This is a genomic window from Hyphomonas chukchiensis (assembly GCF_000682695.1).
Taxonomy (GTDB): domain Bacteria; phylum Pseudomonadota; class Alphaproteobacteria; order Caulobacterales; family Hyphomonadaceae; genus Hyphomonas; species Hyphomonas chukchiensis.
The window spans coordinates 215,701-228,620 of the sequence record NZ_AWFG01000041.1 but is presented as its reverse complement, the minus strand read 5'-3'; the positions used below and the strand labels follow the sequence as shown (position 1 = coordinate 228,620).

12 protein-coding genes and 1 other RNA gene are annotated in these 12,920 nt (G+C 59.8%); 6 read left to right on the top strand and 7 right to left on the bottom strand.

The window, feature by feature from the left end; genetic code table 11:
- Positions 1-194: a transfer-messenger RNA gene (gene ssrA / locus HY30_RS19775) on the bottom strand; the annotation flags it as partial.
- Between the two features lie 87 nt (positions 195-281).
- Between ssrA and HY30_RS13690 the strand changes: the two genes are divergently transcribed.
- Positions 282-1,238, top strand: a complete 957-nt coding sequence (locus HY30_RS13690; RefSeq protein WP_034741526.1) for a bifunctional helix-turn-helix transcriptional regulator/GNAT family N-acetyltransferase — start codon at positions 282-284, stop codon at positions 1,236-1,238.
- Here HY30_RS13690 and HY30_RS13685 read toward each other — a convergent pair.
- The 3 genes from HY30_RS13685 to HY30_RS13675 all read right to left on the bottom strand — a co-directional run bounded on the left by HY30_RS13685 (position 1,228) and on the right by HY30_RS13675 (position 5,850).
- The gene (locus HY30_RS13685) at positions 1,228-2,736 is read right to left on the bottom strand and encodes a TadE/TadG family type IV pilus assembly protein (protein WP_081812245.1); all 1,509 of its coding nucleotides are present in this window, start codon (positions 2,734-2,736) and stop codon (positions 1,228-1,230) included. The two genes, HY30_RS13690 and HY30_RS13685, sit on opposite strands and share 11 nt — an antisense overlap.
- A gap of 41 nt (positions 2,737-2,777) precedes the next feature.
- The gene (locus HY30_RS13680; protein WP_034741519.1) at positions 2,778-4,340 is read right to left on the bottom strand and encodes a pilus assembly protein; all 1,563 of its coding nucleotides are present in this window, start codon (positions 4,338-4,340) and stop codon (positions 2,778-2,780) included.
- A 133-nt stretch (positions 4,341-4,473) separates the two neighbouring features.
- A complete protein-coding gene (locus tag HY30_RS13675; protein ID WP_034741516.1) occupies positions 4,474-5,850 on the bottom strand; it encodes a TadE/TadG family type IV pilus assembly protein in 1,377 nt (458 codons plus the stop codon).
- Between the two features lie 153 nt (positions 5,851-6,003).
- On the opposite strand from HY30_RS13675, the gene HY30_RS13670 reads away from it, so the two are divergent.
- Both HY30_RS13670 and HY30_RS20515 read left to right on the top strand, forming a co-directional pair.
- The gene (locus HY30_RS13670; RefSeq protein WP_034741512.1) at positions 6,004-6,798 is read left to right on the top strand and encodes a thymidylate synthase; all 795 of its coding nucleotides are present in this window, start codon (positions 6,004-6,006) and stop codon (positions 6,796-6,798) included.
- Between the two features lie 88 nt (positions 6,799-6,886).
- Positions 6,887-7,219: an excalibur calcium-binding domain-containing protein gene (locus HY30_RS20515; RefSeq protein ID WP_155839343.1), complete on the top strand. Its 333-nt coding sequence runs from the start codon at positions 6,887-6,889 to the stop codon at positions 7,217-7,219.
- Positions 7,220-7,225: 6 nt separating this feature from the next.
- Here HY30_RS20515 and HY30_RS13660 read toward each other — a convergent pair whose 3' ends face one another.
- Positions 7,226-9,220, bottom strand: a complete 1,995-nt coding sequence (locus tag HY30_RS13660) for a TonB-dependent receptor (protein ID WP_034741700.1) — start codon at positions 9,218-9,220, stop codon at positions 7,226-7,228.
- Between the two features lie 146 nt (positions 9,221-9,366).
- Here HY30_RS13660 and HY30_RS13655 point away from each other — a divergent pair, with 146 nt between their 5' ends.
- Positions 9,367-10,053, top strand: coding sequence for an aquaporin (locus HY30_RS13655; protein WP_034741509.1), 687 nt, complete (start codon positions 9,367-9,369; stop codon positions 10,051-10,053).
- A gap of 4 nt (positions 10,054-10,057) precedes the next feature.
- On the opposite strand, the gene HY30_RS13650 is transcribed toward HY30_RS13655, so the two are convergent.
- Positions 10,058-10,795, bottom strand: a complete 738-nt coding sequence (locus tag HY30_RS13650) for a hypothetical protein (RefSeq protein ID WP_241765731.1) — start codon at positions 10,793-10,795, stop codon at positions 10,058-10,060.
- A gap of 157 nt (positions 10,796-10,952) precedes the next feature.
- Here HY30_RS13650 and HY30_RS13645 point away from each other — a divergent pair, with 157 nt between their 5' ends.
- Together HY30_RS13645 and HY30_RS13640 are read left to right on the top strand one after the other, a co-directional pair.
- Positions 10,953-11,489: a dihydrofolate reductase gene (locus HY30_RS13645; protein WP_241765730.1), complete on the top strand. Its 537-nt coding sequence runs from the start codon at positions 10,953-10,955 to the stop codon at positions 11,487-11,489.
- Positions 11,490-11,602: 113 nt separating this feature from the next.
- Positions 11,603-12,511 (top strand): SMP-30/gluconolactonase/LRE family protein, encoded by a 909-nt coding sequence (locus HY30_RS13640; RefSeq protein ID WP_034741502.1) that lies wholly within the window; start codon positions 11,603-11,605, stop codon positions 12,509-12,511.
- A 5-nt stretch (positions 12,512-12,516) separates the two neighbouring features.
- On the opposite strand, the gene HY30_RS13635 is transcribed toward HY30_RS13640, so the two are convergent.
- Complete coding sequence (locus HY30_RS13635; protein WP_034741499.1) at positions 12,517-12,873, bottom strand: winged helix-turn-helix transcriptional regulator; 357 nt, start codon at positions 12,871-12,873, stop codon at positions 12,517-12,519.
- Between the last annotated feature and the right edge of the window lie 47 nt (positions 12,874-12,920).

Below are 12,920 nucleotides of genomic sequence, written 5' to 3'. Positions count from 1 at the left end.
GCGAAGGCCTCGTCTTTACACGTCCGTCGATCCTATTTCGACCCCGTCAGAAACAGGCGAAGTATGCCTGAGCCTGCTTGTGGTGGAGTCGCCGGGTACCGCCCCCGGGTCCGAACCGCTTATTACACGCGCGTTTATCGCCATAGTCCGAAGACAATATTTATATAGGTCACCTGTCGCCCGGATGAAAGGCCTTTGCGCCAAACGTCTGAATTTGCTCTCAGGCATATTGACAGGCCGCCACCTATACATAACATGTTATGTATAGTGCGGAGACAACAATGCCAGACATATTGCAGGACCTCGGTTATCTCGCTTTGGGCAGCCGCCTGAAACGGCTCGCTGAACGCCTGCAGGCCGAGGCTACCCAGATTTTCGAGCAGAACTGCTTCATTACCCAGCCAAGCCATTTTCCCCTGCTCGCCGCGCTTGATCGCTATGGGCCGTTAACCGTCACTGAGGCCGTCAGCGCTCTGGGGGTCAGCCAGCCAGCCGTCACAAGAAGCCTGGTTGGCCTTGTCGATATGGGCCTCGCCGAAACCACGGTTTCCGAGACAGACCGCCGCCAGAAAACGATTTCCCTGACCGAGGCCGGGACAGCCGCCGTCGCCCGCATGAAGCGCGATGTCTGGCCCCATGTCGCCCGGGCGGCCGCAGAAATGGCCGCTGGCCCCGATGCCAGCCTGCTCGACCAGATCACCCGAATCGAAGCCGCGCTCGACGCCAAGTCCCTGTCTGAGCGCGCGACGTCCGGACACGCTCTTATCGAATATTCAGACGACCTCGCGGGCGCCTTCTACGACATCAATGCCGAGTGGATTTCGGACATGTTCACGCTCGAGCCGAATGACATCGCCATCCTGTCCAACCCGAAGGAGCTGATCATCGACAAGGGCGGCACGATCCTTTTCGTGTCCACCGGCGGCCTCGGCATTGTGGGCACCTGTGCGCTGATGCCGGTCAAGGACGGTCATTTCGAACTGACGAAAATGGGCGTCCTGAAATCGGCCCGCGGCCGCAAGTCAGGCGAGTTCCTGCTCGCAAAGGCCCTGGAACGGGCGCGCACCATGGAGATGAACAGCCTCTACCTGCTTACCAACCGCAAGTGCGCCGCGGCCATCCACCTCTACGAAAAGCTTGGCTTCGAACATGACGCCGGAATGCTCGCCACATATGGCCAGCGCTATGACCGGTGCGATGTGGCCATGTCCTATCCGCTCGACGCGCCTACTGCTTGATGCGCAGTTCCGAAATCGACTGCGCGATGGAGCGATAGGCGGCGGCCAGTTCCTCGCCATTTGACGCATTGAAGGCATAGGCCGGGCTGGTGGCGCAATATTCGAGAATGGTGCGGCCATCCCCCGTCTTCTGCACATTGCTCGGCACCTGGAAGCCGACCGTATAGACCTCTATCTTGGCTGGCTCTGCCTTCATCTGGTCGCACAGGTCCTGCGCCTGGCGGAACGAGTTCTTGGTGGCCGTCGGATGATAGGAATTGAAGTCACCGTCAGTCATCAGGATGACGGCTTTCATGTTGTGCTTGGTGTCATAGTCGAGCGGCTTGGACGCCTCAGGCCAAATTGAATCCCATTTCGGCGAGACCAGGTACCAGCCCCAGGCAAGGCCGATATGGCCGGCGGTGCCGCCATTGGCCGTGAGCGACTGCACATGCGCCTTCAGGGCGGCCTTGTCCTCCGTCAGCGGAACAGGACCGGAAGCCCGACAATCGGCAAAGCTCATGTCATAGGCACCGCGCGACGAGTTGCCCGCCTGATCCTCGATCCGCGACTGGCCGTCCCGCTTGTTGGAATTGCCGGCCCACCAGTTCCAGCGCGGATTGCCCGCTCCGATCCATTTGCCGGAACCGGGCGCCGCATCCGTTGCTGCATCACCGCCGGTCCGCTCATAGACGCATGTGTCGGCGATGGAGGCATCTTCGTACGCCCGACGTGCCGCGTCCCAGTTGCCATTGCAATTTCCGTCCGGGCACTGTTCGCGCTCATAGTAGAAAAATCGTTTGCCGGTCGCAGCATCGATCATGCGGGCACCATTATAGGTGTCATAGGCACTACGTGCCGCCGCGTTGCTGGCATCCGCCGACAGCGTCTGCGCCCTTGTCACCGCGTTCAGATAGTCGCCAGCATTGACCGCATTGTTATAAGTCGCAATGGCCAGCCTCACTTTCCCGTTGCGGGGCTTTTCATCGGGCAACAATTCGTCAAATGCCACTTCAGCAGCAGACTTGAGCAGGCTCAGCCGATTGTAGCTGTTCATAGAACCCGACACGTCGAACACGAAGGCCACATCGGCATTGCCAATCGCATAGGTCGAAGTCGACGAGGCCGGAAAGGTCATTTTCTCGAAGCCGATAAGGTTTGAAATGAAAGTCGGCTGATCGCACCGGATCGCGCCGGTGATGTCCTCATTGTCCGGATTGAAAGTGACATTGACAGGCACGCATGAAATCCGCCCCCCCTGTCGGCCGATCAAGGCCTCCGCATAGGCGCGCACGTCGGCCGCCACGGCTTCTTCGCTTTTCCCGGCCTGACGCGACAGGGCGCCCGCCAGTACGGCGGAGTCGAGGGCATACTGGACCTTGCTCTTCTGGCGTACCGTATACTGGAAATCCACGGCAATGCCGCCCACCGCCAGGACGGCTGGAATGAACATCGCCGCCATGATGGCCACATTCCCCCGGCGCGACGCGCCCCATTGCTTGAATAATCTGGCTGTCATGGTCGGCGCCCCCTGTATGGATCGCACGCCTGTGCGGCTGGCTAGCGTGTGATGCGCAGGTCCGAAATCGATTGGGCGATGGCCCTGTAGGCATCCGTCAGCTCTTCGCCATTATTGGGCGTGAAGGAGTGGCCTGCATCGGTCGCGCAATAGTCCAGGATGGTTGCCCCGCTTGGCGTCTTGGCCGCGCTGCTCGGCACCTGAAACCCGACAGTATAGATCTGCACTTTGTAGGGCTCTTCCTTCATCGCATCGCAGAATTCCATGGCCAGCTCGATCGAGCTCTTGCTGATGGAAGGGTGTGTCTGGTTGAACTCACCATCCGTCATCAGGATGATGGCCTTTGCCGTATCAGGCTCTTCCCATGACCACGGGTGTGAGGCCGTTGGCCAGATCGAATTCCAGCTTGGGGAAATCAGGTACCAGCCCCAGGCAATGCCGAGGTGGCCAGCGGTGCCGCCGCCCGCATGGAGGGCATCAACATATTCCTTGAGTTTCGCCTTGTTTTCCGTCAGCGGCAGGGGCGACGAGTCCTGGCATTGCGCAGGGGTCGGATTGAACGCGCCACTGGACGAGTTGGCGCCGCCATACTCCACTTCATAGGAGCCGTTACTTTTACTGTTCACACTCGCATTCCAGTTCCACTGCGGATTGCCCGCAATCATGGAATTGTCAGCGCCTGTCCCGCCGGCCGCATCGGTGAATGCGTTCACACCCACACGCTCAGAGACACATGTATTGTCACCAATATTGGTTTCGAACCACCGGCGCTTGGGTGTGATTGTCCAACTGCTGGTGTAGCCACAATAGTTGCTGCAAGTTGCTTGCTCGTAGTAGAAAAAGCGCTTGCCTGTAGCCTGATCGATCAGGACACGGTTGTTATAGGCATCATAGCGGGACTTTGCCGAACTGGAACCTGAGGACGAATCCGTGCCCAGCGTAATCTTGCGCGTCACCTTATCGAAATAATCCCCGGCATTCACATTGGAATTGTATGTCGTCAGCGCAATGCGAACCGTACCATCCAGTTCCCGGTCATCCGGCAGCAGTTCATCAAAAGCCGTCTTCGCGGAAGCCTTCAGATTTTCCAGCCGGTTGTTCGAGTTCATCGAGCCAGACACATCGAAAATGAACGCGACGTCGACATTGCCAACGCCATAGGTCGTGCTGGAGGAAACGTGGAAATCCAGCGTGTCGCGATGCATCAGCTGCGACAGCGTCGTCTTCTGCGAGCAGTCGATCCCGGCGTCGATATCCTCCGTGCCTTCGGTAAAGACCAGCTCCGGCGTACCACAGGTCAGACCATTATCCTGCACGTTCACAAGTGCGGCGACATAGTTTTTCACCATGAGACGGATTTCGTCTTCCGACTGTCCGGCCTGCATGGCCTTGGAGCCCGCAATAACGGCACTGTCGATAACGGCCTGGATCTTGTTCTTTTGCGTAATCGTCATCTGCACATCGATGGCGATGCCGGCGACGCAGAGGATCGGGATGATCGTCAAGGCCGCGATAATGGCCACATTGCCGCGCGCGTCGCGCACAAAACTATCCGGTTGACGTTCTGAATTGATCGACATGATTAGCGCCTCATCCACAGCCATTCTGACTGCTCCCACCTGTCATTATGACTGATATTGATTTTCGGCGTGTTAGGGAAAGAAGGCCTTTTCGAGAGGTCCGCGCAAGGCGGCGTTAACCAGCCCTGTGACCTCTCGATGTGAATCAGGCTGACCGCTAGTAGGTGATGCGCAGGTCGGAAATCGACTGGGCGATCATCTTGTAGGCGTCCTGCAATTCCTGGCCATTATCCGGCGTGAACGCGAAATTGGCCGAGCTCGCACAATAGCTCAGGATATCCTTGCCGGCCTTCGGCGCCTGGAATGCCACCGTGTAGATCACGATGCCCTTTTCCTTGACCGCGTCGCATTGTTTCTTCGCCTGGTCGAAAGAGTTGCCCTGACCTGGTGCAAAGGCCTCGTTGAACTCACCGTCGGTCATCATTATCATGGCCTTGGCGGCGTCCGGCTCATCATAGGGCAGCGGCTTTGACGCCACCGGCCAGACGGAACTCCAGGTCGGGGCGAGCAGGTACCAGCCCCATGCCACCCCCATATGGCCTGCTGTTGAGCCATAATCGTCCAGATTGTTGATATAGCCAGTCAGGGCATTCTTGTTATTGGTGAGCGGCAACGGGCCAATGCTGTTGCAACTACGCGCGACCAACCTACCCCAGTAGTCATATTCTGCGCCACCTGATTCCAGCCACGCATTTTTGCCAGGAGCAGCATCCGTGAAGGCCTGCGCACCCACACGTTCTTGAACGCAGGTATTGTTGACAGAGACGGAATCCGTCACCTCCACCTGCTGCCATTCATAGCCATTATTCTTGCATTTTCCACTTCTGTAGAAGTCTACGCACACTTGCTGCCATTGAAGGGTTGTCACGGATTCCGTGCGTTTCTTGTTCTTTCCCGTGACGGCCGTGAAATAGCTGCCCGCATTGACCATCGTGTCATAGGTGGTCATGGCAATACGCACATCATCAGGGTTCGCTAGGTTGGAATCGGCCGGCATCAACGTGTCGACAGCATCGCGTGCGGCGATCTTGAGGTCCGACATCTTGCCATTGTTGCGCATTGAGCCCGACACGTCGAAGACAAAGGCCACTTCCAGCTTGCCGATACCGTAGGTCGAACCGGAACGGACCCGGAAGTCCATCTTGGTCTGGCCAAACAGGTTCGAGAGCGTCGTTGGCTGGGAGCAGAGGATTGTGGCGTTGATGTCCTGCTTGCCCTCAACATACTCGATCGCCACACCTGTACAGGACAGATTACCGTCCTGCTGTTTCAGCAGCGCGGCGACATAGGTGTTCACTTCCTTTGTCACCTCGGCGCGGGACTTGCCCGACTGCATCGAACGCGAGCCGTAAATCACGGCATTGTCGATAACGGCCTGAACCTTGTTCTTCTGCGTCATCGTCATCTGCGTGTCGATTGCAACGCCGACGATGGAAAGGATCGGAATGATGGACAGGGCGAAAATAATCGCGATATTGCCGCGTGTCTCGGCGCGCCAATGACTGATCAGGCGATTAAAATATCCTGTTTTCACTGTCGTATCTCCCCCGTCCTGGTTTCGTCTCAGATACAAGACCCTATATTTCATAATATTCATTCAATTTGGTTCTCTGGACGCCCTAATGTTGGTCACCCGAAGCAAGTTTGTGTTAAGACTTTTAACCAACGAATCGCACGCGAGGCCCGCATGAAACAGTATCTCGACCTGTTGTCAGACATTCTGGAGAACGGCTTCGAGCGGGCTGACCGGACAGGCACCGGCACGCGCGCCGTGTTCGGCCGCCAGATGCGCTTTGATCTCGCAGACGGCTTCCCGATGGTCACCACAAAGAAGCTTCACCTGCGATCGATCATCGTGGAATTGCTCTGGTTCCTGAAGGGCGACACGAACATCAAGTACTTGAAAGATAACGGCGTTTCCATCTGGGACGACTGGGCAGACGCCAATGGCGACCTCGGCCCTGTCTATGGCAAGCAGTGGCGCAGCTGGGCCGCGCCGGATGGCCGCGTGATCGACCAGATCCAGTGGGTGCTCGACGAAATCCGCACCAATCCGAACTCGCGCCGCCTGATCGTATCTGCCTGGAACCCGGCTGATGTGAACGAAATGGCCCTGCCGCCGTGCCATTGCCTGTTCCAGTTCAATGTCATGGACGGCAAGCTGAACTGCCAGCTTTACCAGCGTTCGGCCGACATTTTCCTCGGCGTGCCGTTTAACATTGCATCCTATGCGCTGTTAACCCTCATGATGGCCCGGGCAACCGGGCTTGAGGCCGGCGAATTCGTGCACACGTTCGGCGACGCCCACCTCTATCTCAACCATGTCGAGCAGGCGAAACTGCAGCTCAGCCGCGAGCCGCGCCCTCTCCCCTCGATTACGCTCAATCCGGACAAGACCGACCTGTTCGGCTGGGAATATGAGGACTTCAAGGTCGAGAACTACACGCCCCACGCCCACATCAAGGCGCCTGTCGCCGTCTGATCGGCTCAGTTTCGCGCAAAGTGGCCGGGTTTAAATAGAGGCCGTTTAACCAGACAGGTCCATGCTTGAGGGCTGGAGACCTGACTTCATGCGTAAAGCCTTTGCCATCCTCATTCTGGCGGTCGCCTGGCCCCTGGCCGCCTTCGCCCATGGCGGCGGGCTCAACGCCGAGGGCTGCCACACCAACCGCAAGACCGGCGATTATCACTGCCATCGTACCTCAGCCCCGGCTCCCGCTCGCCCTACACCGCGTCCGGCCACGCCAGCCGCACCGAACGCCCTGCGCGGCACCCCCACCGTGTCAGGCGCCTATCGCAACTGTACCGAGGCCCGCGCCGCCGGCGCTGCCCCGGTCCGGAGGGGAGAGCCGGGTTACGGCGCCCACCTCGACCGGGACAATGACGGCATTGGCTGCGAATAGCCGCCCCTAGAACAGGTAGCGGATGCCTGCGCGTATATTCCGGCCCGGCTGCGGCACGCTGTCCTTCAGCACGGAAGTTGCCATGCGCACTTCCTCGTCGCTCACATTGCGCGCTTCAAGGAAGAGTTTCGTTCCGGTCCGCCCAAAGCCGTAACGGGCAATGTCGAGATCGGCATGCAGGTCAGCGGTCACATAGCCATCCGTCGCCAATTGGCCGACACCCGGCGAATCCTGGTCACCCGCCCAGGTCAGCTTCGCGCCAAGGGCCAGTGCGCCCCAGTCGGCTTCAGCGCCGGCATTCAACGTCACCGGCGGCACATAGGGCACGTCCGATCCGTCATCGAATTCCGCCTTCACGAAATCGAGCCCGGCATCGAACTTCCAGTCCGCTGTCAGCGGGCCATCCAGCAGCTGGTAATTGGCAAACAGTTCGCCGCCCGTGAACTGGGCGTCCTGCTGGCGGAATTCGAAGACCGGCAGGTCATCCAGTTCTGCGCCCGTTGCAGCGAGATAGATGAAATCCGAGAAATCCGTCAGGAACAGGTTCGCGCCGAAGCTCATCGCGTCGTTCTCCCAGCGCGCGGTGCCTTCGAAGTTCAGCCCGCGTTCCTTGCCGAGTGTCGCATCGCCTACTTCATATTGCTCTGTCGCCAGGTGCGGACCGTCTGCGAACAGTTCGCTCTGGTTCGGTGCCCGCTCGGCCCACGACACCTGCGTGCCAAGGAACCAGCCGGAATCCCAGTGCTTGTGCACACCCGCGGAACCGCTGACGAGGTCAAAGCTCACCTTGCCTGCGCCTTCATTGTCGAGATCGACCTGTTCTCCGCGCAGGCCGCCTTCGATGCCGAGGCCGCTCTCAAAGTCATGACTCTCATAGAGGAAGACGCCGACGCTCTTCGTGTCCGTCGGCGTGATAAAGGCCTCATCGCCAATCGCATCAAGTGAACTGTCCGCATACTGGATACCGAACTCGCCCTGAAGCGGACCGAGGACGTGGCCCGCCTCGATCCGGCCCTCAAAGCCATCGGTCTTGAAGATTGTGCCCGGTTCGCCGGGGGCCTCAAACTCCGTATGCTCATAATCGGCAACCGAGGCCGACGCCGTGATATCGGTGAAAAAGCCATTATCCACATTGAGGCCGCCGCGCATGTCATAACGCGTCTGTTTCAGGTCGATAAAAGCCGTCTCTTCCAGCGGCAGGCCGTACTGCGAAGACTGCTGACGCACCGCGCCGCCAAGGAAGCCTTTCTCGCCTACCCAGGACAGCCCACCGGCGACGGAATTGGTTTGCACGAAAGAGTTTGGCAGCTCGCCGTCAGGTCCTGCGGGTTCACCATTTTCGGCGCGCAGGCGATCCGATTGTGCCGGGGAAGGAATGTCATAATTGCCAAAGTCGCGCGTCGAGGCCGTCAGGGTGCCCACAAGCGGCCCCAGCACGCCCTGCACGCGTCCCCCCGCCTCGGTGCCATCGTTCACGCTATTGCTCGCCGCATAGGCCTCGCCCGCGAGGGGACGCTTGGGCAGGTCTTCCATGATCAGGCCGTCGATCACATTGACCACGCCGCCAATCGCCTGCCCGCCATAGACCAGCGCCGCCGGCCCGCGCAGGATCTCCACCTTCACCGCGTCAATCCCGTCCGCGGCCACCTGGTGGTCAGGGCTCGCCGCCGATACGTCGATCACGCCAATACCGTTCGTCAGTACCTGTACGCGCTCGGCGCCAAGTCCGCGCAGCACGGGGCGGCTCGCCCCCTGCCCGAACGAGGTAGACGCCACGCCCGGCTGGCGGTCCAGCGTATCGCCCAGCGTCGATGACATGTCCTCGACCAGGGCCTTGCGGTCCAGTGCGGCAACATTGCTGACCATTTCCCCCGCCGTGCGCTGGGGCCCCGGCAGGGTCACGATAACGGGTTGTTCGATGCGAACTTCGTCTTCGGCCTGGGCGTGCGCCATGCCGGCAAGAAGTGGCGCCGTCGCCACTGCAGCAAAAAGGTATTTCATGGGGGAGGAAACCTGCATTGGATGTTATAAGATAACGTCTCACTTTATTAGCGGCCGCACAATGCATGTCAATTGCCCAAAATGGGAAACTGCATCAAATTCACCGGCAGGCGGCGTGGGGCCGCCTCATTCCTGGGAGGGAAATCATGAAAGTCTTTGCAGCCGAACTCATCGGCACCCTGACTCTAGTCCTGTTTGGTTGCGGATCGGCCGTCCTGGCCGGCGACCAGGTCGGGCAACTCGGCATCGCCTTCGCCTTTGGGCTCGCCATCGTGGCCATGGCCTACGGCATCGGCCATATCTCCGGCTGCCACGTAAACCCGGCCGTCAGCTTCGGCGCCTTCGTCGCAGGCCGCATGGACGGCAAGACCATGCTCACCTACTGGCTCGCCCAATTCATTGGCGCCACAATCGGTGCCGGCATCCTCTTACTCATCGCCAGCGGCCAGAACGGCTATGACGTGGCCATCAACGGCCTCGGACAGAACGGCTGGGGAACGGGTTATCTCGGCGAGTATAGCCTGATGGCCGCCATCATCTTTGAAGTGGTCGCCACATTCCTCTTCCTGATCGTCATCCTCGGATCGACCAACCTGGCGGCACCCACACCGATGGCGGGCCTGTCGATCGGCCTGACACTGACAGCCATCCACATTGTCGGCATTCAGGTCACTGGCGTTTCGGTCAATCCGGCGCGCAGCTTCGGCCCGGCCCTGTTCGTAGGCGGGCATGCGATGTCGCAGCTCTGGCTGTTCCTGCTCGCTCCGCTGGTCGGCGCAGGCCTGGCAGGCATGAAAGCCCGGTTCGGCCTTCTGGAAAAAGACCCAAGCTAATGCCTCAAGCCTCGGCCGGGTCTACCAGGCCGAGGTTTTCCCGCCGCCGCATGATCATGGACACGGCAACCGCGCCCACCATCTTGCCGATCACGAAGACAACCCAGTTCGCAATATGGAACGTATTCCCGTCGGGCAGCGGGATGATCCAGGACTGATCCCAGAAGAAACGAACGATCGGCAGGGTGACCGGGCCATGAAGGATCGCTCCGTTGAAGTTAAGCTGCTTGGCGAGGTCCGCGCCATACAGGAACACGGTCGTGTCGACCGGCGCCGCCAGTGCGCTCGACAACAGGATGCGCGTCGACAGCCGGTATTTTGTAAACGTGAACATCAGCCAGTCGACGCCTTCAGACACAGCGAAGGCAATGCCACTGGCCAGTGCGATCACCGGCCAAGCATAGAAGAACGACCAGGCCACAGCCATCGCCATCACGGCCAGCACCCGGTGGCCCATTTCCCGTTGCACGAAGTCGCGTACAACGAACACCATGCCTGTCACGATTGTCATCGGGTGCAGCGACAGGCCATGCGGCCAGCTGGCGCTCTTGGCCAGAATCTCGAACTCCGGAATCACGCCGAACGACCAGTTCAGGAAAGGTATCAAAGCGACATACATAAGCGCCCAGGCGCGCCCTTTGAGCATGTAGATCGCCGCAAAGGTGAGGCCGAGCGCAACCAAAACCGGAAGCGCCTGTCCTGTATTGCCGTTGGTAATTATCGAGAGAAAGGAATTCAGCACGCCATGCCCCTGCAACTGCGTTTCGTGACGGATATCTGACAAATCCGGTTGATTACACCCCAAAAGAATGTGTCTCACATGCTTAACAAGGCGAGGCAAAAAAGCGCCTCGTCAACGAAAAAGCTGAAAGTTGCTTACTTCATCCATGCAGAATGACGTGAAACTTAGCCTGATTGTTGCCCGTGGCCGGAATGGCGTCATCGGCGTCGCTGGCGAACTCCCATGGCGCCTCAAGGGCGACATGATGTTCTTCAAGCGCATCACGATGGGCAACCCGATCATCATGGGCCGCAAGACCTGGGAAAGCCTGCCCAAGCGCCCCCTGCCCGGCCGCGAGAATATCGTGATGACGCGCGACTGGACCTATGATGCCCCTGGCGCGCGCGTCTATTCCAACTTTATCGCGGCGATGAGTGCCGCCAAGGCCGTGGCCGCGCGCGATGGCCGCCGGGAAGCCTTCGTGATCGGCGGCGAGGCGATCTACAAGCTGGCCATGCCGCTCGCCGACCGCATCTACCTGACCGACGTCGAATCCTATCCCCACGGCGACGCCTATTTCCCCGAACTCGCCGACGATGAATGGCACGAACATACGGCCGAGCATTTCGAGGCCACTAACGGCAATGATTTTGCCTATACGATCCGCAAGCTTGAGCGGGTCCACGCCGCAAGCCACGCCGACACCGATTCCTGACCCCAGAATAACCAGAGAACGATCAGCCGCCCGCCGGTTGTGCTCCCCTGCGTCAGGCGTTGCGGCCCCTTAATGCCAGGCCTAGTGTCCCTCCAAAACAAGGAGGAACACGCATGGATTTCGAACTCGTCGCCGATGGTCTCGGCTTTCCGGAAGGCCCGGTCGTCATGTCAGACGGCTCCGTCATTGTCGTTGAAATCCAGAAGGGCCAGATCTCCCGGCACTGGGGCAAGGGCAAGTCAGAGGTCGTGGCAACGCCCGGCGGTGGCCCCAACGGCCTCGCCATCGGGCCGGACGGCGCCCTCTGGTGCTGCAACAATGGCGGCTTCCAATGGTCCCATGTCGAAGGCCTGCTGATCCCCGGCAACGCGGCGGACGACTATTCCGGCGGCCGCATCGAGCGTATCGATCTCTCCACCGGCAAGGTTGAACGCGTGCTCGACAGCGTCGGCGGCAACAAGCTGAAGGGCCCGAACGACCTGGTCTTCGACAAGGCGGGCAACCTCTACTTCACCGACCATGGCAAATCCTATTCCCGCCACCGCGACTATGGCGGCCTCTACTTCCTCGCCAGGGGCGCTTCGGAAGCCAAGGAGCTCGATTTCCACTATTCCAGCCCGAACGGCGTCGGCCTCTCGCCGGACGAGCAGACCGTCTTCATGGCCGACACGATGACCGGCCGCATGTGGGCCTTCGACCTTGCCGCCCCCGGCGAGATCAAGCCGGCCAGCCCGTTCAATGGCGGACGCGTCGTCGCCACGATGCCGGGCCTGCAATACTTTGACAGTCTCGCGATGACCGCTGCCGGCAATGTCTGCGTCGCCACCATCCTCAATGGCGGCATCACGACGATCACGCCGCAGGGCGAGTTCAGCCACACCGCCTTTCCGGACATGCTGGTCACCAATATCGCCTTTGGCGGCGACGACATGAAGGATGCCTGGCTGACACTCTCCAGCACAGGCCAGCTCATCAAGTGCCGCTGGCCGGAACCCGGCCTCGTGCTGAACTTCAACGCCTGAGGCTGTCAGCTCCCGGGCCGTAGCGCAGCGGCAATCTCTCCCGCGTTCTGTTCGCCCCAGACACACAGGGGCTTCAACGCATCGCCGAGGCTCCGGCCCATGGGGCTGAGGGAATACTCCACCCGTGGCGGTATTTCCCCATAGTCCTTGCGGATAACCATGCCGTGCGCCTCCAGCTCTTTCAGCTGCTGGATCAGCATCTTGTCGCTTACGCCGGCAACGGCTCGCTTCAGTTCGCCATACCGGCTCGGCCCCCCGCACAGGAAGTACAGGATCAGCGGCTTCCATTTGCCGCCGACAATGCGCAGCGACGCATCAAGGCCACAGCTGAAGACGGGCGTATCAGTGGATTGTAACGACATTTATGGGTACTTACCAAAAGGTGCATACTTGTCCATAGGTTATCACC